At 70.3% G+C, this 25,711-nt stretch carries 22 protein-coding genes, 7 tRNA genes and 1 pseudogene; 19 read left to right on the top strand and 11 right to left on the bottom strand.

Features of this window, described 5'->3' with window-relative positions; genetic code table 11:
• The first annotated feature begins 37 nt into the window (after window positions 1-37).
• The 6 genes from LK06_RS04585 to LK06_RS04560 all read left to right on the top strand — a co-directional run bounded on the left by LK06_RS04585 (window position 38) and on the right by LK06_RS04560 (window position 9,808).
• Window positions 38-862, top strand: a complete 825-nt coding sequence (locus tag LK06_RS04585; protein ID WP_039648872.1) for a MetQ/NlpA family ABC transporter substrate-binding protein — start codon at window positions 38-40, stop codon at window positions 860-862.
• 140 nt (window positions 863-1,002) lie between these two features.
• Entirely contained in the window at window positions 1,003-1,641 is a 639-nt protein-coding gene (locus LK06_RS04580) for a GNAT family N-acetyltransferase (protein ID WP_039648874.1), read from the top strand.
• Window positions 1,642-1,777: 136 nt separating this feature from the next.
• Window positions 1,778-2,986, top strand: coding sequence for a precorrin-6y C5,15-methyltransferase (decarboxylating) subunit CbiE (gene cbiE, locus LK06_RS04575; protein ID WP_039648876.1), 1,209 nt, complete (start codon window positions 1,778-1,780; stop codon window positions 2,984-2,986).
• Between the two features lie 344 nt (window positions 2,987-3,330).
• A complete protein-coding gene (cobT, locus tag LK06_RS04570) occupies window positions 3,331-7,431 on the top strand; it encodes a nicotinate-nucleotide--dimethylbenzimidazole phosphoribosyltransferase (RefSeq protein ID WP_043435936.1) in 4,101 nt (1,366 codons plus the stop codon).
• Between the two features lie 252 nt (window positions 7,432-7,683).
• Window positions 7,684-8,916 carry a uroporphyrinogen-III C-methyltransferase gene (gene cobA, locus LK06_RS04565; protein WP_039648880.1) on the top strand — a complete coding sequence of 411 codons (1,233 nt, stop codon included), beginning with the start codon at window positions 7,684-7,686 and terminating at the stop codon, window positions 8,914-8,916.
• Between the two features lie 73 nt (window positions 8,917-8,989).
• Entirely contained in the window at window positions 8,990-9,808 is an 819-nt protein-coding gene (locus tag LK06_RS04560) for a TrmH family RNA methyltransferase (protein WP_039648882.1), read from the top strand.
• 15 nt (window positions 9,809-9,823) lie between these two features.
• Here LK06_RS04560 and LK06_RS04555 read toward each other — a convergent pair whose 3' ends face one another.
• A complete protein-coding gene (locus LK06_RS04555) occupies window positions 9,824-11,266 on the bottom strand; it encodes a serine/threonine-protein kinase (RefSeq protein WP_052319118.1) in 1,443 nt (480 codons plus the stop codon).
• Between the two features lie 613 nt (window positions 11,267-11,879).
• On the opposite strand from LK06_RS04555, the gene LK06_RS33645 reads away from it, so the two are divergent.
• The 3 genes from LK06_RS33645 to LK06_RS04540 all read left to right on the top strand — a co-directional run bounded on the left by LK06_RS33645 (window position 11,880) and on the right by LK06_RS04540 (window position 13,589).
• Entirely contained in the window at window positions 11,880-12,047 is a 168-nt protein-coding gene (locus tag LK06_RS33645) for a hypothetical protein (RefSeq protein ID WP_167747925.1), read from the top strand.
• A gap of 241 nt (window positions 12,048-12,288) precedes the next feature.
• Window positions 12,289-13,299, top strand: a complete 1,011-nt coding sequence (locus LK06_RS04545; protein WP_234367361.1) for a phosphotransferase family protein — start codon at window positions 12,289-12,291, stop codon at window positions 13,297-13,299.
• A 14-nt stretch (window positions 13,300-13,313) separates the two neighbouring features.
• On the top strand, window positions 13,314-13,589 hold the full coding sequence (locus LK06_RS04540) for a TFIIB-type zinc ribbon-containing protein (RefSeq protein WP_039648886.1): 276 nt from the start codon (window positions 13,314-13,316) through the stop codon (window positions 13,587-13,589).
• A 47-nt stretch (window positions 13,590-13,636) separates the two neighbouring features.
• On the opposite strand, the gene LK06_RS04535 is transcribed toward LK06_RS04540, so the two are convergent.
• The 5 genes from LK06_RS04535 to LK06_RS04515 all read right to left on the bottom strand — a co-directional run bounded on the left by LK06_RS04535 (window position 13,637) and on the right by LK06_RS04515 (window position 14,103).
• Window positions 13,637-13,708, bottom strand: a tRNA-Val gene (locus LK06_RS04535).
• 28 nt (window positions 13,709-13,736) lie between these two features.
• Window positions 13,737-13,808 (bottom strand) — tRNA-Val (locus LK06_RS04530).
• Window positions 13,809-13,843: 35 nt separating this feature from the next.
• Window positions 13,844-13,915, bottom strand: a tRNA-Val gene (locus LK06_RS04525).
• A 1-nt stretch (window position 13,916) separates the two neighbouring features.
• Window positions 13,917-13,990, bottom strand: a tRNA-Cys gene (locus LK06_RS04520).
• A 40-nt stretch (window positions 13,991-14,030) separates the two neighbouring features.
• Window positions 14,031-14,103 (bottom strand) — tRNA-Gly (locus LK06_RS04515).
• Between the two features lie 178 nt (window positions 14,104-14,281).
• Between LK06_RS04515 and LK06_RS04510 the strand changes: the two genes are divergently transcribed.
• The 3 genes from LK06_RS04510 to LK06_RS04500 all read left to right on the top strand — a co-directional run bounded on the left by LK06_RS04510 (window position 14,282) and on the right by LK06_RS04500 (window position 17,119).
• Entirely contained in the window at window positions 14,282-15,382 is a 1,101-nt protein-coding gene (locus LK06_RS04510; protein ID WP_039648888.1) for a chorismate-binding protein, read from the top strand.
• A complete protein-coding gene (locus LK06_RS04505) occupies window positions 15,379-16,200 on the top strand; it encodes an aminotransferase class IV (protein WP_039648890.1) in 822 nt (273 codons plus the stop codon). Before LK06_RS04510 ends, LK06_RS04505 begins: the two co-directional genes overlap by 4 nt.
• Before the next feature lie 94 nt (window positions 16,201-16,294).
• A complete protein-coding gene (locus tag LK06_RS04500; RefSeq protein ID WP_039648892.1) occupies window positions 16,295-17,119 on the top strand; it encodes a GNAT family N-acetyltransferase in 825 nt (274 codons plus the stop codon).
• A 16-nt stretch (window positions 17,120-17,135) separates the two neighbouring features.
• Here LK06_RS04500 and LK06_RS04495 read toward each other — a convergent pair whose 3' ends face one another.
• Window positions 17,136-17,660, bottom strand: a complete 525-nt coding sequence (locus LK06_RS04495; protein WP_039648895.1) for a DsbA family protein — start codon at window positions 17,658-17,660, stop codon at window positions 17,136-17,138.
• A 229-nt stretch (window positions 17,661-17,889) separates the two neighbouring features.
• On the opposite strand from LK06_RS04495, the gene LK06_RS04490 reads away from it, so the two are divergent.
• Window positions 17,890-18,336: a hypothetical protein gene (locus LK06_RS04490; protein ID WP_039648897.1), complete on the top strand. Its 447-nt coding sequence runs from the start codon at window positions 17,890-17,892 to the stop codon at window positions 18,334-18,336.
• A gap of 165 nt (window positions 18,337-18,501) precedes the next feature.
• Window positions 18,502-18,654 (top strand): hypothetical protein, encoded by a 153-nt coding sequence (locus tag LK06_RS33640; RefSeq protein WP_167747935.1) that lies wholly within the window; start codon window positions 18,502-18,504, stop codon window positions 18,652-18,654.
• 125 nt (window positions 18,655-18,779) lie between these two features.
• Here the strand turns inward: LK06_RS33640 and LK06_RS04485 are convergent, their stop codons facing one another.
• Window positions 18,780-19,337, bottom strand: coding sequence for a CGNR zinc finger domain-containing protein (locus LK06_RS04485; RefSeq protein WP_039648899.1), 558 nt, complete (start codon window positions 19,335-19,337; stop codon window positions 18,780-18,782).
• A 337-nt stretch (window positions 19,338-19,674) separates the two neighbouring features.
• Window positions 19,675-20,088, bottom strand: a complete 414-nt coding sequence (locus LK06_RS04480; RefSeq protein WP_004002642.1) for an SsgA family sporulation/cell division regulator — start codon at window positions 20,086-20,088, stop codon at window positions 19,675-19,677.
• A gap of 191 nt (window positions 20,089-20,279) precedes the next feature.
• On the opposite strand from LK06_RS04480, the gene LK06_RS04475 reads away from it, so the two are divergent.
• From LK06_RS04475 to LK06_RS34020, 5 genes are all read left to right on the top strand, one after another.
• Window positions 20,280-20,735, top strand: coding sequence for a TIGR02611 family protein (locus LK06_RS04475; protein ID WP_039648906.1), 456 nt, complete (start codon window positions 20,280-20,282; stop codon window positions 20,733-20,735).
• Window positions 20,736-20,822: 87 nt separating this feature from the next.
• A tRNA-Val gene (locus LK06_RS04470) sits at window positions 20,823-20,894 on the top strand.
• A 1,174-nt stretch (window positions 20,895-22,068) separates the two neighbouring features.
• Window positions 22,069-22,521 carry an SRPBCC family protein gene (locus tag LK06_RS04465; RefSeq protein WP_039648908.1) on the top strand — a complete coding sequence of 151 codons (453 nt, stop codon included), beginning with the start codon at window positions 22,069-22,071 and terminating at the stop codon, window positions 22,519-22,521.
• Window positions 22,522-22,560: 39 nt separating this feature from the next.
• A tRNA-Val gene (locus LK06_RS04460) sits at window positions 22,561-22,635 on the top strand.
• A 187-nt stretch (window positions 22,636-22,822) separates the two neighbouring features.
• On the top strand, window positions 22,823-23,494 hold the full coding sequence (locus tag LK06_RS34020; RefSeq protein ID WP_159025284.1) for a hypothetical protein: 672 nt from the start codon (window positions 22,823-22,825) through the stop codon (window positions 23,492-23,494).
• An 81-nt stretch (window positions 23,495-23,575) separates the two neighbouring features.
• On the opposite strand, the pseudogene LK06_RS35185 reads toward LK06_RS34020, so the two are convergent.
• Window positions 23,576-24,382, bottom strand: a pseudogene (locus LK06_RS35185) (recombinase family protein); the annotation flags it as partial.
• Between the two features lie 91 nt (window positions 24,383-24,473).
• Window positions 24,474-25,325 carry a replication-relaxation family protein gene (locus LK06_RS04445; protein WP_078859142.1) on the bottom strand — a complete coding sequence of 284 codons (852 nt, stop codon included), beginning with the start codon at window positions 25,323-25,325 and terminating at the stop codon, window positions 24,474-24,476.
• Window positions 25,326-25,711: the final 386 nt, after the last annotated feature.

Genomic DNA, 25,711 nt, shown 5'->3' with positions numbered 1-25,711 from the left:
CACGGGGTCGCACCACCCACAAGGAAAGGCACTTTTCGTGCGTAACACCACCAAGATCACCACCGCCGTCCTCGCCGCCGGAGTCCTCACCCTCGGGCTCACCGCCTGCGGGTCGGACAAGGCCTCCGCCGGCACCAGCGGCCCGCTCGTGGTCGCCGCGAGCCCGACGCCGCACGCCGAGATCCTGAACTTCGTCAAGAAGAACCTGGCCAAAAAGGCGGGCCTCGACCTGGAGGTCAAGGAGTTCAGCGACTACATCGTGCCGAACACGGCGACCGAGGACGGCTCGGTGGACGCCAACTACTTCCAGAACCAGCCGTACTTGGACGACTTCAACCACAAGCGCGGCACCCACATCGTGCCCGTCGTCACGGTGCACCTGGAGCCGCTCGGCCTGTACTCCCGCAAGGTCGACAAGGCCGACGCCCTCAAGAGCGGTGCGACCATCGCCGTCCCGAACGACGCCGTCAACGAGGCCCGGGCCCTGAAGCTGCTCGCCCACAACGGACTCATCACCCTCAAGGCCGGCACCGGTAACGAGGCCACCCCGCAGGACATCGCTGAGAACCCCAGGAACCTCAGGTTCAAGGAGGTGGAGGCGGCCCAGACCCCACGCTCCCTGGACGACGTGGACGCGGCCGTCATCAACGGCAACTTCGCCATCTCCGCGGGCCTGAAGCCCGCCAAGGACGCCCTCGTCCTGGAATCCGCGAAGAACAATCCCTACGGCAACTTCCTCGCCGTGAAGAAGGGGCGTGAGAACGACCCGCGGGTGAAGAAGCTCGCCAAACTCCTCACCTCGCCCGAGGTCAGGAAGTTCATCGAGGACAAGTACCAAGGGTCGGTCATCCCGTCCTTCTAGCCACGGCCGGACGGTGCACCGCCACGCACGGGGTCCGCGTCCTCACTTGGTGTGGACCCCGTCGTGCGGTTCCGTGGTCTCATGCTGCATGCTGGGCAGTTCAGCAGGCCCTAGGTTCTTCCGAAGTTACGGAGCGGCGCATGACTGGCACCTTCCCCAACGTCTCCATCAGCACGGAGCGGTTGGTGCTGCGTCCCCTCGACGAGGACGACGTGTCCGCGCTGACCGAGATGATGAACGATGAGCAGGTCGGCGCCTGGACCGACGTACCCCAGCCGTTCACGCGGGACCGCGCCCGGCTCTGGATCACCGAGTACGCGCCCGTCGAGCGCGCCGGGGGCCGTGGACTCGACCTGGTGGTCACCGAGTTCCTCACCCAGCGACTGGTCGGCATCGTGCAGCTGGCCAGGACCGACTGGCACGTACGGTCCACGGAACTGTCGTACATCGTCGCCCCTTGGGCCCGGGGTGAGGGCTATGCCTCCGAGGCGGCCCTGGCGACTGCCCAATGGCTTTTCCGGGACCAGAAGTTCGAGCGCATCGAACTGCGCACCGCCGCGGACAACACCGCGTCCCAACAGGTCGCCCAGAAGATCGGCTGCATCAGTGAGGGCGTTCTGCGCAACGCCTGCATAGCGCACCACCGTACCCAGGACGGCACCTGGACCGACGTGCGCACCGACTACATCGTGTGGAGCCTCCTCCCGGAGGACCTGGAGGACGCAGACGAACAACTCGCCGACACCGGCGGGTTCGCCTCGTACGCCGCCTGGAACTGAGGCACCTGGAACGGAGGCGGCACGGGAACGCGGCTGTGCCCCGGCGCGCGCCCGACCGCATCACCAGGTACCCTCTCGAAGCCCACTCAGGGATCCATACCCCTGACGACCTGCGGAAACCTGGAGATAGACGACGATGGCCGACCGGGTCACGGTGATCGGCTGGGACGGTTCGCCGTTGACCGCCGCGGCACGCTCCGCCCTTGGCGCCGCCACCCTCGTCGCGGGTGCGGCACACCACCTGGAGCTGCCCGAGGTCCCGCCTGCCGCCGAACGCGTCCGCCTCGGCAGCCCGGCGCTCGCCGCGCGTCGCATCGCCGACCATCGCGGCACCGCGGTGGTCCTCGCCGACGGCGACCCCGGGTTCTTCGGTGTCGTACGCACGTTGCGCGCACCCCAGTTCGGACTGGAGGTCGAGGTCGTCCCCGCCGTCTCGTCCGTCGCCGCCGCTTTTGCGCGCGCCGGCATGCCCTGGGACGACGCCCAAGTGGTCGTCGCGCATCCCCGCACCCTGCGCCGGGCGGTGAACGTCTGCCGCGCCCACACCAAGGTCGCCGTCCTCACCGCCCCGGACGCCGGCCCCGCCGAACTCGGTCTTCTGCTGGACGGCGTCCACCGCACCTTCGTCGTCTGCGAGGAACTGGGCACCGAACGCGAACGAGTCGCCGTCGTCACCTCCGACAAGGCTGCCGACCACACCTGGCGGGACCCCAACGTCGTCATCGTCATCGGTGGGCCTGCCGGGGCCGCCGCCGACGGCTGGATCGCCGGGCGCGATCCGGGCGCCGGGCCGCGCGGCTGGGTGCAGCCCGACGACACGTACGGCGGCGGTCTCGGCGAGGGCGAGACGGCGCTGCTCCGCGCCGCCCAGCTCGCCCGTCTCGGCCCGCGCGTCGGAGACCTCGTCTGGGACATCGGCTGCGGCAGCGGCGCGTTCGCCACCGAGGCCGCGCGCTCCGGAGCGGCCGTCATCGCGGTCGACCGGGACCCGGCGTCCTGCACCCGCGCCGAGGAGGCCGCGCGCCGGTTCGGCGTCCAGCTGCACGTGGTGCCGGGCACCGCCCCGCACGTACTGGAGGACCTGCCCGAGCCGGACGTCGTACGGGTCGGGGGCGGGGGAGCCGCCGTCGTCTCCGCGATCGCCGACCGCCGTCCCCAGCGCATCGTCACACACGCCGCGACCCGTGATGCGGCCGAGCGCGTCGGCCGTGCCCTGACCGAGCACGGATACCGGGTCGAGTGCGCCCTGCTCCAGTCCGTCGCACTCGACACCCAGGCCTGGACCGAGACCGAGCGGAGTGTGGCATTCCTGCTCACCGGGGTTCTCCCGGATCGCGCCCCGTGATCCTGTTGTCGTACCGCGCGCGGTAGGCTGGCCGATCGTTGTACCGCACCGGGCAGCCCGTAACTTCGTTCGCCAATGTCCGGAAAGGACGCCCGTTTTGGGCTGGGTGTGGTATTGCGGAACCGGAGGACGCGCAACGTGGCGCAGTCCACAGCGGACTGTCGCGGATCATGCTGTCGCGACGGCTGAACGGCCGGGACAATGCCACTGAATGGCTTTGTCGTCTTTTCCGGCGGGTCGTTCGTGCCGCTGGGCACGGACGCTCGTTCTCCACTACGGGGCGGTCGGCGCCGTTCCGGTTGAGCTGGTCGTAGAAGCACTAACCAATTGGGCGAGGGGTACGCATGACCGACACCGGCCAGGTCCCGGGCGAGGGGCAGCCGGAGAGCGCAGGCATGGTGGAGCAGCCGGGCGTCCCCGCGCACGGCGCGTACACCTACTTTCCCGAGGCTCCTGCCGAGGACGAAGACCTGCTGCTGCCGGGCGCCCAGGGCGCGTGGGGCAATGAAGTGCCGCCGCCCGCTCCGGAACCGGTGGTCGAGACCGTCCATGAGCCGGGCCCGCACGAGACGGCCGGCCGGGACAGTGGTGCGGTCGACCTCAGCGGCGTTCGCCTGCCGGACCCGGCACCGGCGTCCGTGCCCTCGTCGCCGATCCTCTCGACCCAGCACGATCCGACGGCCGCCCCGCAGGCGGCGCGCCGGCCGCTGCACCTCGGTCCGCCGGTTCCCGACGCCTCCGCGAGCCCGGTCCGTTCCCTCGCCGACCGCGGTCCCGCCGGGGCACCGGCCCGCCAGTCCGGTTCGCCGGCGGCCGGACCCGAGTACCTCGATGCGCAGCCGCTGCGTGACATGGCCCCGCAGAGTGCGGCGCCCTGGGGCGCCGCACCGGCCGTCGTGCCACCCCAGCCCGGTGGACAGGTCCCGGCGACCGAAGTGACCGATCCGGCCGTTGGCCCGTCGGCGGACGCCGTGTCCGGTCCGGTCGACCAGTCCGGCGCAGCCCAGGCCGCCGTCGCGCGCCTCGCGACCCAGGCGGCCGGGCAGGTTCCGGCCTCGGCCCAGGTGGTGCACGGCCACGACGGCGCGCAGCCCGCGCACGGCCACGACGGGGTGTATGCCACCCCCGTTGCTCAGGGCGCCGAGGACACCCAGCAGGCTCCGGTGGTCGCGGAGCAGGGTACGCAGCCCGCACCGGCAGCGGTGGGCGCGCAGGCACCCGGGAGTTCGTCGGTGGTGGCCGAGGCCCCGGTCCAGGCCGGTGCCCCGGTGCCGGAGGCCGGGCAAGCCGCCGTCCAGGGCACACCCGTTGTCGCCGAGTCCGACCAAGTCGCTGAGGGCCCCGGTGAGGTCCAGGAGCAGGTGCCCGCTCAGCAGGCGGACCCGGCCGGGCAAGGTCCCGTCCCTGGCGCTGTGGTCCAGCCGAAGGCGGTTCAGGAAGCAGTACTTCAGAAAGCAGTACTTCAGGAAGTGGTAGTTCAGGAAGCGGTGGTCCCGGTGACGCCGAGCGAGGCCGCGCCGGGCCTGACGCCGGAAAACGCCCGGACCACGGTCAGCCCCGACAGACCCCACAGCCCCGACAACGCCGGTGTGGCCGAGGCTGCACAGCCGTCGGAGGCCGCCCCGGAAACGGGGCAACCGGGCGTGGGCCTGGAGCAGGACGCGGGGGTACGGCAGAGCACGGGCACGCCCAGTGCCGTGCCGCCTCCTGCGGTCACCGCCGAGGCCGTCGTGGCACCCGGCCCTGCCGGGACCGAGGCGGCCGTCCCCGTTCAGGAGGCCGCACCGGCACTCCCCGCCGAGGAAGCAGCCCCGGGCGAAGTGGCCGCTCCCGCTGTGGCAGCGGACCGGACCGAAAGCGTCGTACCCGCCCAGGAGGCGGCAGAAGCACAGGCCGGCCCGACGCCGACAGAGCCCGCCGCCGCGCAGGGACCGGCCGTTGCCGAAACCGTCCAGGCGCCCGGCGCCGAATCCGTGCAGGCACCCCAGCCGGCGGAGGCACCCAAGCCCGTCCCTCCAGCCCCAGCCCCCGGGTCGCAGGCACCGGAAGTCGAGGCCGCTGCGGCCTCCTCGGCCCCGGACCCCGTACCGGCCCGACCCGCTGCTGACGGCACCGGTACACCCGAGGCGGACCTCCGTCAGGCTCAGGGCCCGCAGTCGGACGAACCTCTTGCGCCGGCCGCCTCGGTCGTGCCAGGAGCGCCACAGCCGTCGGTCCAGCCCGTGCCGCAGGACCAGGATGCCGTCTCCGTACCGATCGGCTCGGCACCCGTGGTCCACGAGGACGCCGCCGTGCCTGAGGGTCTCCTCGCGCAGCCGGAGTCCGTGACCGGCCCCGCTCAGTCGGAGCCTTCCGAGCAGTCCGCCCCCGCCGGTACCGCCGAGTCGCCCGTCGCTGGCCTGCCGCTGGAACCCCACCCGGAACAGCCGCTCGGGCAGTTCGTGCCCGTGGAGGGGCAAGTGCCGAGCCCCCCGCACCTGGCGCCTACCCCGCCGCCGTCCGGCGTCCTGCCCGCGCAGGAGCCGCAGGAACAGGTGGCCGTGGTACCCGCCCCGCGGGGCGCCGAGGCGGTTTCCCCGGTAGTTCCTCCAGCAGCCGCACCGGATGCGGAGCACGCCGCCGACGTCGTACAGCACGCGGAGGACCTGCAGACCAGGGCCGCTGACCAGGAAGAGGGCGCAGCCGAAGTGGCGGAAGCACCGCAGCCCACCGGTCCCGCCGCGCCCCCCTACGCGGACGTCGAGCGCGAGGCCGTCCTGAAGGTGATGCGCGAGCGCCGCGACATCCGCAACGGCTTCCGCGGCGACCCCATCCCGCACGAGGTGCTGCTGCGCGTACTGGAGGCGGCCCACACGGCGCCCTCCGTGGGGCATTCGCAGCCCTGGGACTTCGTCGTGATCCGGTCCGCCGACACCCGGCGCGCCATGCACGAACTGGCCATGCGCCAGCGTGAGGCATACGCCAAGTCGCTACCCAAGGGCCGGGCCAAGCAGTTCAAGGAACTGAAGATCGAGGCGATCCTCGACACCCCGGTCAACATCGTCGTCACCGCGGACCCCACCCGTGGCGGCCGTCACACCCTCGGCCGCCACACCCAGCCGCAGATGGCGCCCTACTCCTCGGCGCTCGCGGTGGAGAACCTCTGGCTCGCCGCCCGCGCCGAGGGCCTCGGCGTCGGTTGGGTCAGCTTCTTCGACGAGCGGGAGATGGTCCGTGCGCTCGGCCTGCCCGAGCACCTGGAGGTCGTCGCATACCTGTGTGTCGGGTACGTCGACGAGTTCCCGGACGAGCCCGAGCTGATGCAGGCCGGCTGGTCCAAGCGGCGCCCCTTGTCCTGGGTGGTGCACGAGGAGACGTACGGCCGCCGCGCCCTGCCTGGAGAGGAACCCCACGACCTGCTTGCCGAGACCGTCGCACAGATCCGCCCGCTCGACGCCAAGGCGCTCGGTGAGGCGTGGGAGCGCCAGAAGCGCATGACCAAGCCGGCCGGCGCGCTCGGCATGCTGGAGATCATCTCCGCGCAGTTGTCCGGGTTGTCCCGGCAGTGTCCGCCGCCGATCCCGGAGCCCGCCGCCGTTGCGATCTTCGCGGGGGACCACGGTGTGCACGCCCAGGGTGTCACTCCGTGGCCTCAGGAGGTCACCTCCCAGATGGTGGCCAACTTCCTCGGTGGGGGAGCGGTCTGCAACGCCTTCGCCAACCAGGTCGGCGCCGAGGTGTGTGTCGTGGACGTCGGTGTGGCCGCCGACCTTCCCGCCACCCCCGGTCTGCTGCCCCGCAAGATCCGCGGTGGCACGTCCGACATGACCACCGGGCCCGCGATGACGCGCGAGGAGGCCAAGGCGGCCATCGAGGTGGGCATCGAGACCGCCCGCGACCTGGTGACGGCCGGCAACAAGGCATTGCTGTCCGGTGAGATGGGCATCGCCAACACGACCGCGTCCGCCGCACTGATCTCCGTCTTCACCGGAGCCGACCCGGCGGAGGTGACCGGTCGTGGCACGGGCATCAACGACGAGACGCTGGCCCGCAAGACGGACGTGGTCCGTCGCGCCCTGGAACTCCACAAGCCGGACCCGGCCGACCCCGTCGGTGTGCTCGCGGCCATCGGCGGCTTCGAGCACGCGGCCATGGTCGGTCTGCTGCTCGGCGGCGCCTCGCTGCGTACGCCGGTGATCCTGGACGGTGTGAGCGCCGGCGCGGCGGCCCTCGTCGCCCGTGCCATCGCCCCCGAGGTCCTTGCGGCCTGCATCGCGGGCCACCGCAGCGCCGAACCCGGCCATGTGGCCGCGCTCAAGAAGCTGGGGTTGCGCCCGCTGGTCGACCTCGACCTCCGCCTCGGCGAGGGCACGGGAGCACTCCTGGCCCTGCCGCTGGTCCAGAGCACGGCACGGGCGATGCGCGAGGTGGCGACGTTCGATTCGGCCGGAGTCACCGAGAAGTAGAAGCGGAACGGGGTGCTCTGGATGACGGTTCCGGAGCCCCCCCGCGCGAGCGGATGGTGGGCGTGAGCAGCCTTCCGCGGTGAGACGGGGGTCCTCCGCTCAGGCCAGGGGTGAGTCTGCCGGGAGCAGGGCGCGCCCCCCCAGTCGCGCGCCCTGCCCAGCCAGCGGACACCTGTCCCGCCCGAACTCCGCGCCGCCTAAAATTCGCACGTCAGGGCTATCGCACCGCTGCCCCAGGAGGAGCCGCACCCCATGGCCGAACACCCCGCCTACCCAGTAGGCCTCCGCCTCTCCGGCCGCCACGTGGTTGTTCTCGGCGGTGGTCAGGTCGCCCAGCGTCGCCTCCCGGCGCTGATCGCAGCAGGCGCGGACATCGTGCTCGTGTCACCGGAAGCGACCCCGTCGGTCGAGGCCATGGCGGAAGCCGGTGAGATCACCTGGCAGCAGCGGTCCTACACCGAAGGCGACCTCGCCGAGGCCTGGTACGCGCTCATCGCCACCAACGACCCGGGGGCCAACGCCCAGGCATCCGCCGAAGCGGAGCGGCACCGTGTGTGGTGCGTCCGCTCGGACGACGCCGACCGGGCGACCGCCTGGACTCCGGCCACCGGCCACAGCGAGGGCGTGACGGTCGCCGTCCTCACCACAGAGGCACGTGGCCGGGACCCCCGCCACACCGCCGCGATCCGGGACGCGGTCGTTGCGGGCCTGCGGGACGGCACCCTCGTCGCCCCCCACCACCGCACCCGCACCCCTGGCGTCGCCCTGGTCGGCGGTGGCCCCGGTGACCCGGACCTGATCACGGTCCGCGGTCGTCGCCTCCTCGCCGAGGCCGACGTCGTCATCGCCGACCGGCTCGGCCCGCGTGACCTGCTCGCCGAACTCCCGCCGCATGTGGAGGTCATCGATGCGGCGAAGATCCCGTACGGCCGCTACATGGCTCAGGAGGCCATCAACAACGCGCTGATCGAGCATGCCAAGCAGGGCAAGTCGGTGGTCCGACTCAAGGGTGGGGATCCGTTCGTCTTCGGCCGGGGCATGGAGGAGGTCCGGGCACTCGCCGAGGCCGGCATCCCCTGCACGGTGGTCCCCGGCATCTCCAGCTCGATCTCGGTGCCGGGCGCCGCCGGAATCCCGGTCACCCACCGGGGCGTCGCCCATGAGTTCACCGTGGTCAGTGGCCATGTCGCCCCCGACGACGAGCGTTCCCTGGTGGACTGGCCGTCACTGGCCAGGCTCACCGGCACCTTGGTCATCCTGATGGGCGTCGACAAGATCGGGAAGATCGCCGAGACGCTCGTCGCGCACGGGAGGTCCCCCAAGACCCCGGTCGCCCTGGTCCAGGAGGGCACGACGGCCGCACAGCGCCGGGTGGACGCGACCCTGGCCACGGTCGCCGATGCGGTGCGGGACGAGGACGTGAGGCCCCCGGCGGTCATCGTCATCGGTGAGGTTGTGCGGGTAGGCCCCGGGCCGGCCGCTTGATCATGCGTAACCCGGGGTAACGTACCCCTTCCCAGCCGTTGGCACGACACCCAGGACAAGGCAGTATCACCCTGTGGCCGATCTCATCACCGTCGAGGATCCCGACGACCCCCGTCTCTCCGACTACACCGGCCTGACCGATGTCGAACTGCGCCGCAAACGCGAGCCCGCAGAGGGCCTGTTCATCGCCGAGGGGGAGAAGGTCATCCGCAGGGCCAAGGAAGCGGGCTACGAGATGCGCTCCATGCTGCTCTCGGCCAAGTGGATCGACGTCATGCGCGACGTCATCGACGAGCTTCCGGCCCCCGTGTACGCGGTCACCCCGGACCTCGCCGAACGGGTCACCGGGTACCACGTGCACCGCGGGGCCCTCGCCTCCATGCAGCGCAAACCGCTGCCGACGGCCGCCGAACTGCTCCGTTCGGCCCGCCGGGTCGTCATCATGGAGTCGGTCAACGACCACACCAACACCGGCGCGATCTTCCGTTCGGCCGCGGCCCTCGGCATGGACGCGGTCCTGTTGTCGGCCGACTGCGCCGATCCCCTGTACCGCCGCAGCGTCAAGGTTTCGATGGGCGCGGTGTTCTCGGTGCCGTACGCCCGTCTTGAGACCTGGCCCAAGGGCCTGGACCAGGTCCGGGAGGCCGGCTTCTCACTTCTTGCGCTCACCCCGGACGACAAGGCCCGTACCCTCGACGAGGTTGCTCCGCACGCGATGGACCGGGTCGCACTGATGCTCGGCGCGGAGGGCGAGGGCCTGTCCAGGCAGGCCTTGGTCGCCGCCGACGAATGGGTGCGCATCCCGATGTCCCACGGAGTCGATTCGCTCAATGTGGGCGCGGCAGCGGCCGTCGCCTTCTACGCCGTGGCCACCGGCCGGCCGGAGTCCTGAGCCCACCGCCCCGGTTCACTCCCCGGGACGGTGGTCCGCGGGCGATCGGTAACGCTCGGACATCAGCTTGCCGCTGTCCGGCGAGAGGCGGCTCGACTGGGTGTTCCGCTGCTGCCGGACGCCACCGTCGTCGCCGAGCCCGTGTGCCGGACCCTGGCAACCCTGGGCCACAGCGATGCCGAGCGCCACGAGTAGCGTCACCACCACGAACACGAACAGCCGCTGCCGCAGCAGCCGAGGATTGGCCGGGCGCCGTCCGGTCCCGGTCGTGCGCTGCGCCGATCGACCCGGGCCGGTGCGCGGAGCGGGACGGCTCCCGCTGCCGGAACGCGGGCCGCCATGCGGCGCCGGAGTGGGGCGTGCCGCACCCGGCCGGGCGGCGGCACTCCCGCCTCGCGGGCCGCCGCCTCGCGAGGGAACCCCGCCGCGTGAGTCGCCGCCGGTCGGCGGAGCCATCCCGCCACGCGACGGTGCACCTCCACGGGAGGGGATGCCGCCACGCGCAACCGGCGTTCCGGGAGCGGTGCGCCGCTGGGTGCGCTGCTGTTCGGGGTAGGTGTCGGCGACCCGTCCGGTGGGTCGGTCCGCCTCCGCGGAGCGCGGCGTCGGCGGCCGTGCGTCTGCCAGGCCCTGCGCCTCACGCGCGGCGATCTCCTTGAGCCGCAGCGACAGCTGCAGGGTGCTGGGCCGCTCGTCGGGCTCCTTCGCGAGGCAGGCGCGGATCAGCGGCGCGAGCGCGTCGGGTACGCCGTGCAGCTGCGGTTCCTCGTGCACCACCCGGTACAGCATCACCTCGGAACTGCCGTGCCCGAAGGGCGAGTCACCGGCCGAGGTGTAGGCCAGGGTCGCACCCAGCGAGAAGACGTCCGTCGCCGGCGTGACCGCAGCACCGCGCACCTGCTCGGGCGCGAGGAAGCCGGGGGAGCCGACCGCGGTGCCCACATGGGTGAGCGTGGAGGCGCCGGTGGCCCAGGCGATGCCGAAGTCGATGATCCGCGGCCCTTTCGGGGACAGCAGGATGTTGGAGGGCTTCAGGTCCCGGTGGACGACACCGGCCTCGTGCACGGCGACCAGCCCCTCTGACAGGGCCGCACCGACCGCCGCCGTGTCCGCCGCGCCGAGCGGCCCCTCGTCGGCGACCTTGTCGTGGAGGGAAGGCCCAGGCACGTACTGGGTGGCGAACCAGGGCCGGTCGGCCTCCAGGTCCGCGGCGACCAGCCGGGCCGTGCATCCGCCCCGGATGCGCCGGGCGGCCGACACCTCGCGCGCGAAGCGGGACCGGAACTCCTGGTCCTCCGCCAGGTCGGGCCGGATCACCTTCAGCGCGACCCGCTGCCCCTTCTTGTCGGAGCCGAGATAGACCACGCCCATCCCGCCCGCGCCGAGCCGTCGGTGAAGCCTGAACGAGCCGACGACGCGCGGGTCCTCGCGCCTCAGGCGCATCATCGCCATGTTCATCCCCGCTGCCCGGTCCCTGTGACGTGGCACAGCTTACGATTCCCCGGCCCCCTGCGCGCAGAGGCCGCGCCCTCACGGCCGAATGGATTGCCCGCCCTGCGAGAACGAGGTGAAACATGGTCAGGAAACCGAAGCCTGGGACTCCTTTGAGGCATTGGCACCCCCAACCGGTCTGCACGGCAGGGTGGTTGGGGTCGGGCATGGGCTGCGCCCGCGGCGGTGTGCACCCGTCGGGAAGCCACTGCGGAGAACCCCAGGGACGCCGTGCGGAGGGGAGGCACCGCCGTGAGCGAGGCCACTGCGCACCCGAGTCGGAGTGATCGAAGTCACTCCACCCGGCCGATCGGGCGCTTCCGGCATGACGGGACATGGTGGGCGTCGTCTCCGGGAAGACCCCGAGACCCGGCGCCGCGTCTCCACCCAGGGGAGTACTTCGCAGATGAGGGCTCATCCTCCGGGAGGCCTGGTAATCGGTACGAGGGCATGACGCCCCGTGGTCGCCATCCACCTAGATTTGAGGTCAAGCGGCGGGTGCGTCACTCGTCCCCCGAGGCTCAGACGCTCGCCGCTGTCCATGACAACCGAGACGGTCAGGAGAGGGACCATGGCCCACATGGCGCCGCGACGCCCCGCGTTTGCATCCCGCCGGACGGGCCGCCGCCACCCCCTGGTGGCGACGCTGATGGCCCTTCCCCTGGCGGCCCTGCTTCTACTCGTCTTCGACGGCTGGGAGACGGTGGCCACACAAGCGTCGTCCGTGGGTGCGATGCTGGGGCGCTGAGCGGCGACTCCAGGCCCGGAAGAGCGGTCCGGGCGGGGACATCCATCCAGGAAACCCCGTGGGGACGGGGGTGCGGCGGACGGCACGAATGCCGGCGCAGCTGGGGAGCTGCGCCGGCATTGCGCCGTGTCCGGGGAGCCCTCCCGGCTGCTGCGGCCTTTCCGCCTGCCGTGCCCCTTTCGGTTTCCGGCTGTTCCTCCCCATTCGACCGCCCCGCCCCCCTTCGACCGTCGAGGCTGCTGTGAACCTCCTCCCTGCTCTCACCGCTCAGGTCCGAGCCGTCGCCCACCCGGAAGCCGGCGGAGCCGTCTGCGCGTGCGACACCACCGCGCCCCTGGCCGACCGCCCGGACGCCATCGTCGTACGCCATGCCGGCACCGTCGCCAAGTCCCACGCCCCCGGCACCGGCCACGCCGAGCTGACCCTCCGCCTCGGCACGGCCGCACACCTGCCCGACGTCCTCCTGCCCCCACTCACTTCCACCCCGGCCCCGCTGCAGGACCGCCTGGTGACCTTCTGGCCGTACGGCACTCCGGTGGACCCCGACGACCCGGAGGCGGCTCCCTGGGAGGCCGCCGGCACACTTCTGGCCCGGCTCCACAGGGCGACCCCGCCCGGGCCCCTGCCGCCGATGCGTGGCCCTGCCAGAGCGGCCCGGGCCGTCGGTCGGCTCCACGCTGTGCTGCACACCGTGCCCGGCACAGCCGCGCGCCCCGTTCTGCGGGCGTGGGCCACGCTTCCCGCCTGGGCCAGGGCAGAAGCCCCCGCGCCCGGTCCGACGGCGCTGTGCCACGGGGATCTGCATCTCGGGCAGCTCGTCCGGTATCCGGCACCGGACGGCCCGTGGCGGTTGATCGACGTGGACGACCTCGGTACGGGCGCCCCGGCCTGGGACCTCGCACGTCCCGCCGCCTGGTACGCCTGCGGACTCCTCCGGCCCGACGAGTGGACCCGCTTCCTCGGCGCCTACCGCGGGACCGGCGGCCCCGCGGTGCCCGAGGACGGTGACCCCTGGCCCGTGCTGGACGTCCCGGCCCGCGCACTCACCGTGCAGTCCGCCGCCCTGGCGATCGTCAAGGCGCTCAAGGCGGACCGCGCGTTGGACGAGGCCGAGCAAGCCTTGGTCGACGCCTGCGTCCGAATGACTTCCATCCCGCAACAGTTGACGTCCACCCGCCCGGACCAGACTGCAACCGCCAGGGGCCGGACGGAGTCTGTGCTGGGGAAAGACGAAGCAGGATCGACCGGCTAGGAGTTGAGCCGCCCATGCAGTGCCCGAAGTGCCATGCGCCGATGCACACCTACGACAGAAGCGGTATCCAGATCGAACAGTGCAGCGGTTGCCGCGGTATCTTCCTCGACTACGGCGAGCTGGAGGCGCTGACCCGTCTGGAAGCCCGGTGGACCCAGCCGGCGCCGCCGCCGGCCCCGCATGCGTACCCCGCTCCGCCGGCGCCCGCCTGGGGTGCCCCGCACGGTGGCCACGGCCACCACAAACACCACCGTCGCAGGGGCTTCGGCCACCTGTTGTTCTCCAGCTGAGCCGGCACGGAGAAGCCCCCGGTCGCAGGACCGGGGGCTTCGGTGTGTGGACGATACTGGGATTGAACCAGTGACCTCTTCCGTGTCAGGGAAGCGCTCTCCCGCTGAGCTAATCGTCCAGGTCCGTGACTGAGCGGTCACGGGCTGTGCGCGATACTGGGATTGAACCAGTGACCTCTTCCGTGTCAGGGAAGCGCTCTCCCGCTGAGCTAATCGCGCGGATCGGATCTCGCCGTACAAGCCGGCAGACCCAGTGGACGATACTGGGATTGAACCAGTGACCTCTTCCGTGTCAGGGAAGCGCTCTCCCGCTGAGCTAATCGTCCTTGGAGGTGGAGACGGGATTTGAACCCGTGTAGACGGCTTTGCAGGCCGTTGCCTCGCCTCTCGGCCACTCCACCAGGAGTGTAGGGGGATCGGGACGACCCCTTACTTCCTTCGAGCGGACGACGAGGCTCGAACTCGCGACCTCAACCTTGGCAAGGTTGCGCTCTACCAACTGAGCTACGTCCGCCTGTCGTTTCGGTCCGCTTCCGCGTCCCGGCGACGTGTTGAACTCTAGCGGATTCCCCGGCCAGTACAAAAACGCGTTTGCCCAGCGTGCTGCGCTGCCCCCGACGGACCCGGCGGTCAGGGCCCCCTCCGGTACATCCCGAGGCCACCTTTCGGACACGCGTCCTAGACTCGACCTCGTGCTTCACCACCCTCCCGGCCCGCCGTCGCGGCTTTCTCCACTGGCCCGCTTCGGCGACCGCATCGCCACCGGACTACTCGACGTCACCAGCGACCCCGCCGCACTGGACTCCACCGGCTTCTGGGCCGTCTGCGCGGACTTCGAGGGCCGCCTCACCTGTGCCCGCTTCGCCGACGTACGGGAGGAGCCGGTGCCCGCACCGGTGCGCGGTGGCTGGCGGGGTCCGGCGGCGGGGGACTGGACCTCCTCCTTGGACCGGTCCGCGTACACGGCGGGGGTCCGCCGGATCCGCGAGCACATCGCGGCCGGCGAGGTCTACCAGGCCAACCTCTGCCGCGTGCTCAGCGCGCCGATTGCCGCCGACGCCGACGTGGACGCCCTGACCGCGCTGCTGGCCCGAGGCAACCCGGCACCGTACGCCGGGACGATCCGCCTGCCGGGGCGGGGGGTGGAGATCGCCACCGCTTCGCCCGAGCTGTTCCTGCGACGGCGCGGCCGGACCGTGGAGTCGGGACCGATCAAGGGCACCGGGCGTACCGAGGCGGACCTCCTGGAGAAGGACTACGCCGAGAACGTGATGATCGTGGACCTGGTCCGCAACGACCTCGGGCGCGTCTGTGCGACCGGCACCGTGACCGTGCCCGACCTGTGTGTCGTCGAGAAGCACCCGGGCCTGGTCCACCTGGTGTCCACGGTCCGCGGTGAACTGCGCGACGGAGCCGGGTGGACCGAACTCCTGGCGGCCGCCTTCCCGCCCGGCTCGGTCACCGGGGCACCGAAGTCGAGCGCGCTCAGGATCATCGAGGCGCTGGAGACGGTCCCGCGCGGGCCGTACTGCGGGGGCATCGGCTGGGTGGACGCCGACCGAGGTACCGCTGAGCTGGCCGTCGGAATCCGCACCTTTTGGATCGACCGGGAGGCCGGTGCACTGCGTTTCGGCACCGGCGCCGGCATCACCTGGGGCTCGGACCCCGAGGGCGAGTGGCGGGAGACGGAGCTGAAGGCATCAAGGCTGCTCGCGGTAGCGTCAGGGGCGTTTGAGGAATACGGGGCGGACGGAACGCGTGGGCCGGGAACCGGGGAAGGAGCGCTGGCATGACGATCTGGCTGGACGGCGGACTGCGGGACGTGGAAACCGCCCGCGTCTCCGTCTTCGATCACGGGCTGACCGTCGGAGACGGCATCTTCGAGACGGTGAAGGCGGTCGACGGCAGGCCGTTCGCGCTCACTCGACACCTCGACCGGCTGACCCGTTCGGCCCGGGGCCTCGGCCTGCCCGACCCCGACCGCGGCGAGGTCCGTGAGGCCTGTGCGGCCGTCCTGGAAGCGAACCCGATGCCGCTCGGCCGGCTCCGGATCACCTACACCGGCGGTCACGGTCCGCTCGGCTCCGACCGCGGTGGGCACGGCCCGACCCTGGTCGTCGCCGTCGGTGAGACCACCCGCCGTCCGGACTCCACCGCGGTGATCACCGTGCCGTGGACCCGCAATGAGCGCGGCGCTCTCACCGGCCTGAAGACGACCTCCTACGCCGAGAACGTGGTCGCTCTGGCGCGTGCCCACCAACACGGTGCCTCCGAGGCCCTGTTCGGCAACACGGTGGGACAGCTCTGCGAAGGCACCGGGTCCAACGTCTTCGTCGTCCTGGACGGCGAGATCCACACCCCACCGATCACCTCCGGCTGCCTTGCGGGCATCACCCGCGCCCTGACGATCGAGTGGACGGGCGCCAAGGAGATCGACCTGCCGCTGGATGTCCTGGATCGGGCCGACGAGGTGTTCTTGACCTCCACCTTGCGGGACGTCCAGGGCGTGCACCGGGCCGACGACCGGGAACTGCCCGGCGCTCCGGGCCCGGTGACCACCGACGCGATGCGGATCTTCGACGAGCGGTCCGGGGCGGACCTGGACCCCTGAGTCCGGCAGCCTGCCGGAGCGAGCCGTGAAACGGTCGGGTCGAGCAGGGAAACCGGGCTGACGCCGGATGGCGGTTGCGGGTAGAACACCTGTGATGACCACGACCCTGCGGCCGAGCGAGCCGCTGCAGCAGCACCCCGACGGTACCCGTTCCCGCCGCTACCGGGTGTGCGTCAACAGCCGACCGGTAGGCGAGATCCACCTCGGCACCTCACCGGCCCTCGGCGCCGCGGGGGCCCGCATCCTCGACCTGCGGATCGCCGAACCGGACCGGCGGCGCGGCCGGGGCACGGTGGCCGCGCTCACCGCGGAGGAGGTAGCGCGCAGCTGGGGTTGCACGCAGATCGACGCCGTGGTTCCCGTCGGCGCCGAGGCGGCGCTGCGGCTGTTCACCGCACTCGGTTACACCCTGCGCAACCGCGGCATGGAGAAGCGCCTCGCCGCCGTCCCGCCCGAACTGCCGCCGGGGAGCAGGGCGCGGCCCATGACCGGCGCCGAGTTCGACGAGTGGCAGGAGCACGAGAGCGAGCAGTACACGCGGGAGTGGATTGCGCGTGGCGTCCCCGAGGCCACGGCCCGCGCCAAGGCGCGCGACGACCACGAGATGCTGCTGCCCGACGGGCTGGCCACCGACGGCATGCTCTTCAGCGTCCTGGAGCACGAAGGGGTCCGGGTGGGCACCCTGTGGGTGGCCCTGCAGGACGCCGGGGCGTTCATCTTCACCGTCGAGACCGCCACGGACCGTCGGGGCCAGGGGCACGGCCGTGCACTGATGTTGCTGGCGGAACGCCAGGCGATCGAGGCCGGGCGGCAGGTCCTCGGCCTCAATGTGTTCGCCGGCAACACCCCGGCCGAGCGGCTCTACGCGTCACTCGGCTACCGGACGGTGAACCGCTCCCTCGCCAAGCCGCTGGGGTGACGAGGCGCTGCCCGGCTCAGGCACCCCGCTCGTCCAGCAGTCGGTCCGCGATCTCCTCGATCCGCTCGCGCAGCCCCTTCTGGCTCTTGCCACCATCGAGGCGCTCGCCCCCGATGACGTATGTCGGGGTTCCGGTCACACCGATCGCCTTGCCTTCGGCCTGGTCGGCGTCAACGATCAGGATGTGCCGGCCGTCAATCAGCGCGGTGTCGAATTCCTCGGTGTCCAGCCCGAGTTCGCGGGCCACCTCGACCAGGAAGGGTTCCCCGGTCCGGTCCAGCTCCTCGACCCGGTCGAGCACGGCCTCCACGTACGGCCAGCCCTGGCCCTGTTCCAGTGCCTCCTCGGCGGCCTGGGCGGCGGCGAAGGCGTGCTTGTGCTTCTCCAGCGGGAAGTGCCTGAGGCGGAGCTCCAGCCGGTCGCCGTAGCGGGCGCGCAGGGCGCGTACGTCGTCCAGGGCGCTGCGGCAGTCGGGGCACTGCAGTTCACACCAGAGGTCGAGGACGACGACATCGGCGTGTGCGGGGGAGGAGTCGCTCATGCGCTCCAGTCTTCCAGGCCGGTCCCGGGCCACCCCATCGGGTACTGCGCGGACCGGCACCTCAGGAGGAGGTGACCCGGAGATGTCCCTGAGGTCCGCCCCGGTCATGGCATCACCAGGGTCGGACGGTGCAGGATGGAAGGAACGAAGCGCAGCTCGCGTATGTCGGGGTGCCGTCGTTGCCGGGAGCCTCTTCCACCCGCCCGACCGAGTCCGCCAGGAGGATCGGATGATTGCCGAGACCGTCTGTTCCGCCGTGTCCGTGGCCGGCCTGGGCATCGCGGCGGTCACCGCCTACCGCAAGCGTTTCCTGGCGGCGGCGCGCATTGCGGCCTACTCGCTCGTGCCGGTCGGCCTGGTGATGACCGGAGTCGTCGGCTGGCTCTCCGACACCGCCTTCAGCCCCACCGCCTGGGCGGGCTTCGGGGTGCTGGGCGCGGCCTGGCTGTTGTTCGCCAGCACGCGTGCCGTGGAGCGCCGGCGAGCCGCCGCCGGTTCCGAGCGCAAGGCAGCCAAGGGTGCGGCACGGCAGCAGGCGGTGGCACCCGGCGCCTCGGCACCGGCCCTGGACCAGCCGACGCGCCCGGCGTCCCGCCCCACCGCGGCCTCTCGGGGATCTGATACGGCCGACGACTTCAGCGACATCGAGGCCATCCTCAAGAAGCACGGCATATGACAGTCATACGACTCGCTGAAGCGACACAGTGAGTCCAGGAACGTCCGGTTCCGGTCGCCAGGTGAAGCGAGCCGAACGAGAGATCATGGGAATCGGCGAAGTCCTGCAAGATCCGTGAGTGCTGATCGCGCACCGGGCTCCGGGTAGGCCATTATCGGCCGCGAGATGCTGGACACGTCAGAGAGCGAGGCCGCGCCGCCGAAGGACGAGCCGCGCGGGTGCCTGTTCGCCCTTTCCCAGCCACCGCTGATGATCTTCCTTGCGGTGATCGGGTGTCTGCTCCTCATGGCTGCGCTGCACGATCTGCTGTTGCTGTGAGTCGTACACGTCCGTCCCGGCGCCACCCGCCGGGACCGACGTCGCCCGACTGGACGAGCGCCGGGGCCGGTGCTGCCCCGGGTGCGGAGAGCAGGAGCACCTCGGGTCCCGGTGGCGCGGCGGTGTCAGCCTGCCGCTTCCTTGCGCCTGGCCCGGTAGGCGGCGACATGCAGGCGGTTACCGCAGGTGCGGCTGTCACAGTAGCGGCGCGAACGGTTGCGGGAAAGATCGACGAAGGCGCGCCGACAGTCTGGTGCCTCGCAGCGCCGCAGTCGTTCCTGCTCCCCGGCCACCACGAAGAAGGCAAGGGCCATGCCGCAGTCGGCGGCGATGTGGTCGGCCACGGATGCACCGGGCGCGAAGTAGTGGACGTGCCAGTCGTAGCCGTCGTGGTCCGTCAGGCGCGGTGTGGTGCCCGCCGCGGCGACCAACTCGTTGATCAATCCGGCGGCGGACCGGGCGTCCGGGGCTGCGAAGATCGCCGCGAACCGCCCCCGGGCCCTGCGCACCGCCGAGAGGTCGAAGTCCGACAGCACGCCGACATCACTGATTTGGTGCGTTCGTACGAAGTTCACAAGAGCCGGGACATCGGACAGTCCGTCCGTCGCGTCGTCCTCCGGCGCGGTGTTCACCAGATCCACCACGGTATCGAGGGCGCACCGGGTGTCGTGGGTGATCAGCACATTTCGCTCCCTGGCCTGGGGGTCGGGCGGGCGCCCGCCGATGCTGGCCGATGGTAGCGACAACCGCGCCCACCGCACTGCCCCTACCCGGTCCCGGTTGCCCGTAGAACGCGTCCGCGCCGCCGGGCGTTCCCGAACCCGTCCGCTGAGGCTCCAGAAAACCTCGGCTGTCATCCGCCCGGCGCCCACCCGGCAGCGGTGCCACCTGCCGGGCACAGGTCGACGCCGTCACCGTGAACACTCACGGTGACGGCGTCGGCCCATGCCGTATGCGGTTGTCTTCGCCCGAGCCGTCTCCCCGAGTGGACGGCGCCGGGCTGCTTTGCGGGGTCGCGACCTAGCTTTCCGCCAGGATGTGCGACAGCTCCTGATCCAGATCGAAGTGCCGGTGCTCCGTGCCTGGGGGCACGGCGGCGTCGGTTCGCTTCAGGAAGGACTCCAGGGCCCGCGCCGGGGCTTCGAGCAAGGCTTCCCCCTCAGGGGAGCTGAGGGCGATGCACACGACGCCCTGACCATGACTGCGGGACGGCCAGACGCGGACGTCGCCGGTGCCGGTGGGCCGGTGGAGCCCCTCGGCGAGGAGGTCGCGGGCGAACACCCACTCGACGGTCTCTTCGGCTCCGGTGTGGAAGGTGGCGTGCACGGCGTAGGGGTCGGCCGTGTCATACCGCAGGCCTGCGGGGACAGGCAGGGAGGACTCGCTCGACACAACGAGGCGCAGGTGCAGCTCGCAGCTGACCGTGGTGTTCATAAGCGCCAGGGCCTTTCGCTCAGTGTGCGCTCGGGGATTCGCACGTCGGCGAAATCGACATGCCACCTACGGTGCCGTTGTAAACCCCTCTGAGGGTTTTGCGTGTGTTTACGTAACTCTTCCGGCCGAGATCTCGTGCCAGGCGTATGACCATTTCGGTGGCTCGAATCACTCCGGTAGGGTTTGTCTGTATGAATACGGGGAGTGACGAGCCGGGCGAGGTCGCCGTGGCAGTGAACAAGATGAAGGCGCGGCAGCACGAGCGGACCGGGCACAGGCTCGGATCCAGGGCGCCGGAATTCATCAAGGCTCGCCGGGTCCTGCACCTGAGCTGGCAGGTCGGCGTGTTCCTGGTCGGCCTGGCGGTCGTCGGCGTCGGCATCATCATGTTGCCCCTGCCAGGGCCCGGCTGGGTGGTGATCTTCGGTGGCATGGCGATCTGGGCGACCGAGTTCGTCTGGGCCCAGCTGGTGCTGCGCTGGACCAAACGCAAGGTCACCGAAGCGGCCCAGCGGGCTCTCGACCCCAGGGTGCGCCGCCGCAACATCGCCCTCACCGCGACCGGCCTGGTGATCGTCGGAGTGCTGGTCGGGGTCTACCTCTGGAAGTTCGGGCTCGTCATGCCGTGGAAGATCCAGGGCCAGTGACGTGCTCCTGCGTGCCGGCCGCCGGACGCCGGCTGGCTCCCTGGTCGGAGGCACCCCCTGACATGGGGTAATGTTCCTCCTGCGCCCGGGCGATTAGCTCAGTGGGAGAGCGCTTCGTTCACACCGAAGAGGTCACTGGTTCGAACCCAGTATCGCCCACCCGGACCGACGGCCCACCTGCTCCAAAGCAGGTGGGCCGTCGGCGTACGCCCGCCGCACCGAGCTCCGCGGACGTCGTGACGCGGTACCGGGAGAGCGCGGTGCTTCCGTCTGAACCGATGGCGTGCTGTGACCCGGCGTGCTGAGCGAGGTACCAGATCAAGGTGCAGGGGGAGCCGAGCGCAGCGGGGGCGGGATGTGCCCGGATCGGGTCGTTGTGGGCCCAGTCGACGCCGGTGCCGGTTCTGTGGGGGGCGCCCGTCCCTCCGGATGTGCGGTCGGCGAGGTACGCAGGGCGGGAGAACGGCCGGAGCAGGGCGCCGTGGTCCGGTGGGTCCAGCCGGTGGACGCCACCCGAGACGATGCACGGGCCCTCGCCCCAGCACGGTTCAGGACTGTGCCGTACGGGCGCCATGGCGCGGTCATGGTGACGCCCGGAACGGCAGGGACCCGCCGCGGGGAGGAGCCGCTTGCCGGAACGGCGGTCTTGAGCGGCCTGCGCCCCTGAAGGCGGCCATGGCTCCGGCGACCGCGACCGACTCCCGTGGATGAGCGGCGCAACGGCGGGCTTGGTTCGGCGGTACGGTGACGATCCGTTACCCCGGTGGGGCGTCGAGGGCTCGGCGGGAAGGCGGGCCAGGCGATCACACCCTTCGAGAAGAAGCGCTCGGAAGATCAAGGCCGAGGTGACTTCGGTACCGATCACTCCTTCTTGCCGGAGTTCCCGATTCAGGCCGCCCGTGGAAATCCCGAGAATATTTTCGAGAATGGCGTCGGGATTCCACGGGAGTGTGACGGGAGAACATTTTCTCTCGAACTCAAGACCCAAGTGAAAGTCACCGACCTGAGCCTCGATCAGTTCCACCCGCAGCGTTTCGGAGGCGGGCGAGGCTGGTGGCGTGCACCTCGGAATTCCGGTCGGCATCACCATCGCGGTGCTCCTCACCGGCCGTCGTCGGTTGCCCGTCCGGGGTCCCGAAGACCTGCAGCCGCCTCCGCTGACCCGTGGTCACCGAGCACCGGTCCTCCCCAACGACCGGATGCCTCCCCGTAGAAGGGGAAGGAAGCGCCGTCGCACGGGCGGCGGCGCTCCAACCGAGTCTGGTCCGCCCCATGGCGCCGCGCATGAGTACGGGTACTCAGATTCCCGCCGCAGCTCCGGCAGACTCGCCCCATGGACTGGACCCGGTACCGCTTCCGCAGCCTGTGGCTCCTGCCCGCCCCGCCCGCCACCGTGTACGCGGTACTGGACCGGCCCGAGGACTACCCCCGCTGGTGGCCGCAGGTACGGGAGGTGCGTCGACTGGACCACCGCACTGGTGTCATCGTTATCCGGTCCGTGCTGCCGTACACCATGACCTTCACCGCTCGCGCCGTGCACCGCGAACCGGCCGCAGGCGTCCTGCAGATCGACGTGACCGGCGACATCGAGGGCTGGATCCGGTGGACCGTCACCACCGGCGGCCCCGGCACGTGCGCTTCCGCCCGGTACGACCAGGAAGTCCGGGTGCACAAGCCCCTGCTGAGGCGGTTCGCCGTACCGGGTCGGCTCGTCTTCCGCGCCAACCACCGGCTCATGATGCGGGCCGGACGGCGCGGGCTGCTGCGCCACCTGCAAGCGGTTTGAACGAACCGTGCCGGGACCTGTATCGTTCAGTGCGTTCCCGGGCGATTAGCTCAGTGGGAGAGCGCTTCGTTCACACCGAAGAGGTCACTGGTTCGAACCCAGTATCGCCCACCATAAGAAGTTCATTGGAACCCGTTACCTTCCAGGGGCCGTCCGCCAGGGCGGTCCCTGTTTGGTGCCTGGCAGCGCCCGCCCCCACCTGGGGAGGGCGCTGTGTGCGTTTGGGGGCACGCACGGCGGCATGGGGGCTACCGGGGGCCGCTGGGCCGTCTGTGGGCTTGGGGCCACTGTTCTGGGCCACGTGCAGGGTGTCGAACGGCTCCTTGAGCTGGTGACCAACCCGCAGCTCACCGTCCGGTTCCTCATGGATGTACAGCTCCTCGAAGAGAGCTTGGTTCAGCCGGCGGCGCTGCTGGTCGTCGCAGCGCTGGTAGAGCGCTTGCGGGTCCGCGAGGAGCTGCAAGCACGTCTCGATGATCTCTGCCGTGACGCTGAGATCCTGGTCGGTGTCCTGCAACCGGCCGGTGAGACGGTCCCGCTGCCGGGTGATCTCCCGCAGCCTGGCCTTGATCTTGCCCTGTGGCAGTGTGCCGTCGGCGGCCAGATCGATGAGGTTGGTCTCCTTGGTGTCGAGCTCACGAAGCTGTTTGGTGAGCTGGGCATGGAGGAGCTTGGTCGTGCTCTGCTGCTCGTCCAGCATGGCAGCCAGGTCGGCACGCATCGCGCTCGTGAACTCGGGCGTGAACCGGACAGTCGCGTAGTGGGCCTCGACAGCTTCCTCGACCCGCCCGAGCGGGACGTAGGGCAGCTCGCAGGTGTGGCTGTAGCGGCCGGTGCAGAAGAAGTACCGGTAGGTGTTGCCATGCCGATTGGTGGCGTGGCTCAGGATCATGCGGCGGCGTTCGCCGTGACGACGCAGGCAGGAGCCACAGAACAGCGAGCCTTTCAGCTCGTGGTGGTGGACACGCCGTAGCTCCTGGGCTTGGGTGCGGCTGTTGGCGATGTCCTGCACCCGGTCGAAGACGTCTTCCGAGATGAGCGGCTTGTGGCGTCCCCGAAACTTCTCGCCCTCGTAGGTGATCCACCCCGTGTAGTAGTCATCCCGGATGGCTACGGCCAGGCGGTTCGGCGAGATGCCGCGCTCCGGGTACTTGGCGTTGCGCACCATCCGCAGGCCCCGCTCGTAGAGCTCATCGGCCAGGTCGGCGAGGGTGTACTCGCCGGTGGCGTACAGCTCGAAGGCGGTGCGGATGAGCGGGCCGCGTACTGGGTCGATGATCACGGTCCGGACCCGGCGGTCCTCGATGTGCTCGATGGTGTTCAGGTAGCCGACTGGCGCCCGGGTGATCGTGCCGCCGTTCTTGGCCTTCTGCCCCATCTTGTACTTGACGTCCTCGGCACTCTGGTTGGAGACGTACTCGTTGACTACGGCGAGAAAGCCGTGGAGCATCCGTCCAGCCGGGGTGTCGTCGATGTTCTTCTCGACGGCGGAGATCAGCTTGACGCCGAGTTGCTCCAGAGCCGCCACCATGATCGCGTCATCCAGCCGGTTCCGGGCGAACCGGCTCAGCATGTAGACGATGACGTAGCGCACGTTGGGGTGTTCGCGCAGGTAGGCGATCATCTGTTGGAACTCGGGGCGCTGGTCGATCGTGCGGGCAGTGCGCCCGGGGTCCACGAACTCGGCGGCCTTGACGGAGCCCAACTCGCGGCCTCGCTCCTCAACCTTCTCTCGCTGGGCCGGGAGTGACAGCCCCTCAGGGTTGTAGTCGGTGTTGACCTGTCCCTTGGTGGAGACGCGTAGATACGCTACGTAGTCGTCGCCAGTGACTCGTTGAGCGGCCTTTTGCTTTTGCTTCATTCAATTCCTCCTTGTTTCCGGGTATTTGGCAGTCCTATTTTAACTCCGTTATGGCCAATTACCGAGGGCCATTTTGGCTGGCCAAGCCCGTTTAGGGGCTGGCCAGTCCAGCGCTTGTTATAAGCGCTGGAAATTCCTCACTCGTCACCACCTGAAACAACCCGGCGGTCACCGGCTCCCGGAGCCGTGGCTCGCTTTCCAGTGCCGCCCGGATGGCGTTCTGCCGCTTGGCATCTGGCACCACCCAGACCACGGCCGGAAACAACCCGTGCTCCTGTTGGTGGATGCCCGCCCTGGCGTACTGCTGGTATTGGAGTGCCTTGCGCACGATGACCGGCGCGTGCTCTGTCGCACAATCTGCCTCGATGAATAGATGGTGCTCGTAGTCTCCGCCGGCCGTGACCGCGAACAAGTCAGGCTTGAGCCACTGGCGGGCCCCATGTGCCGACAGGAAGGTGCGCCAGGCCTCCGGCTCCGCTTCCAAGGCCAGCAGCTCGATCACGCCCGCACGGGCCAGCTCGTACAGCCGGATCGCGAGGTCAGCAGCCGCCAAGGTGTGCGCTATGAAGCTCGGTGACGGCTCGCTGTAACGCCGTCGTGCCGGGTCGGCATGTCGTGCCCGCAGCAGCCGTTCACCACTGGCGCCCAGTTGCCAGGAGATGCCACTGCTACCGGCACGCACTCCCCCGATCCGCCGACTGAGCCGAGCAATGAGGCGACGCGACTCCAGCCTCGTCAGGACTCGGATGGTGGCGACGCTCGCGGCCATTTCGGTGGCGTGGCCTTTGTTGGTGCCTGGTTCTGTGGGCTCTCCAGTGATCGGGAAATGGAGCCGCCGGATAAGAGCGGTGGTCAAAACGCGGTGTGTGCGCAGTGATTCAAGGATGGATAGGTCACGGTCGGAAAGTAGTTCAAGGAGGCTTGAGATGTCATTATTCTTCATTCGTTCTCCCTTCTTTAAAAAATGTAGGGTTTTCACGCAGGGTGGCCGTTCCGCCAGGAGCGCCGCCCGTCGCCGATCTCACGCGCAGGAAAACGGTTCATGGACCGCTTCGCTGTTCCTCCGGCCTGCCGGGCCGGGGGTGCGGATTGGACGACTGAAGACGCTCTGAGTCCCCTCCGGCATCTGCCGGTGAACAGGCGTCGAGCTGGGCGAATGCGGCTGTCTGCTCCAACGTGGAGAGAGCAGCGGACAGACGGGCGAAGACAGGGTCAACCCCGAGCGCTATTCGCGACCCACGGCTATCCCTCGGCGGGCTTCGTGCGTCGCTTGCGCCCGATCTGCGGAGGCTCGACAGCCAGGGCGGTTTCAAAGTCCCGGTGATCACG

This window comes from Streptomyces pluripotens (genome assembly GCF_000802245.2).
GTDB classification, from domain to species: Bacteria; Actinomycetota; Actinomycetes; order Streptomycetales; family Streptomycetaceae; genus Streptomyces; species Streptomyces pluripotens.
This window is presented reverse-complemented; position numbering and strand designations above follow the sequence as displayed.

Coding starts and splice junctions, on each gene's coding strand:
- LK06_RS04580 (WP_039648874.1), top strand. CDS start 1,003: ATGACTGGCACCTTCCCCAACGTCTCCATCAGCACGGAGCGGTTGGTG.
- cbiE (WP_039648876.1), top strand. CDS start 1,778: ATGGCCGACCGGGTCACGGTGATCGGCTGGGACGGTTCGCCGTTGACC.
- cobT (WP_043435936.1), top strand. CDS start 3,331: ATGACCGACACCGGCCAGGTCCCGGGCGAGGGGCAGCCGGAGAGCGCA.
- cobA (WP_039648880.1), top strand. CDS start 7,684: ATGGCCGAACACCCCGCCTACCCAGTAGGCCTCCGCCTCTCCGGCCGC.
- LK06_RS04555 (WP_052319118.1), bottom strand. CDS start 11,266: ATGAACATGGCGATGATGCGCCTGAGGCGCGAGGACCCGCGCGTCGTC.
- LK06_RS33645 (WP_167747925.1), top strand. CDS start 11,880: ATGGCGCCGCGACGCCCCGCGTTTGCATCCCGCCGGACGGGCCGCCGC.
- LK06_RS04540 (WP_039648886.1), top strand. CDS start 13,314: ATGCAGTGCCCGAAGTGCCATGCGCCGATGCACACCTACGACAGAAGC.
- LK06_RS04505 (WP_039648890.1), top strand. CDS start 15,379: ATGACGATCTGGCTGGACGGCGGACTGCGGGACGTGGAAACCGCCCGC.
- LK06_RS04500 (WP_039648892.1), top strand. CDS start 16,295: ATGACCACGACCCTGCGGCCGAGCGAGCCGCTGCAGCAGCACCCCGAC.
- LK06_RS04495 (WP_039648895.1), bottom strand. CDS start 17,660: ATGAGCGACTCCTCCCCCGCACACGCCGATGTCGTCGTCCTCGACCTC.
- LK06_RS04490 (WP_039648897.1), top strand. CDS start 17,890: ATGATTGCCGAGACCGTCTGTTCCGCCGTGTCCGTGGCCGGCCTGGGC.
- LK06_RS33640 (WP_167747935.1), top strand. CDS start 18,502: ATGCTGGACACGTCAGAGAGCGAGGCCGCGCCGCCGAAGGACGAGCCG.
- LK06_RS04480 (WP_004002642.1), bottom strand. CDS start 20,088: ATGAACACCACGGTCAGCTGCGAGCTGCACCTGCGCCTCGTTGTGTCG.
- LK06_RS04475 (WP_039648906.1), top strand. CDS start 20,280: ATGAATACGGGGAGTGACGAGCCGGGCGAGGTCGCCGTGGCAGTGAAC.
- LK06_RS04465 (WP_039648908.1), top strand. CDS start 22,069: ATGGACTGGACCCGGTACCGCTTCCGCAGCCTGTGGCTCCTGCCCGCC.
- LK06_RS04445 (WP_078859142.1), bottom strand. CDS start 25,325: ATGAAGAATAATGACATCTCAAGCCTCCTTGAACTACTTTCCGACCGT.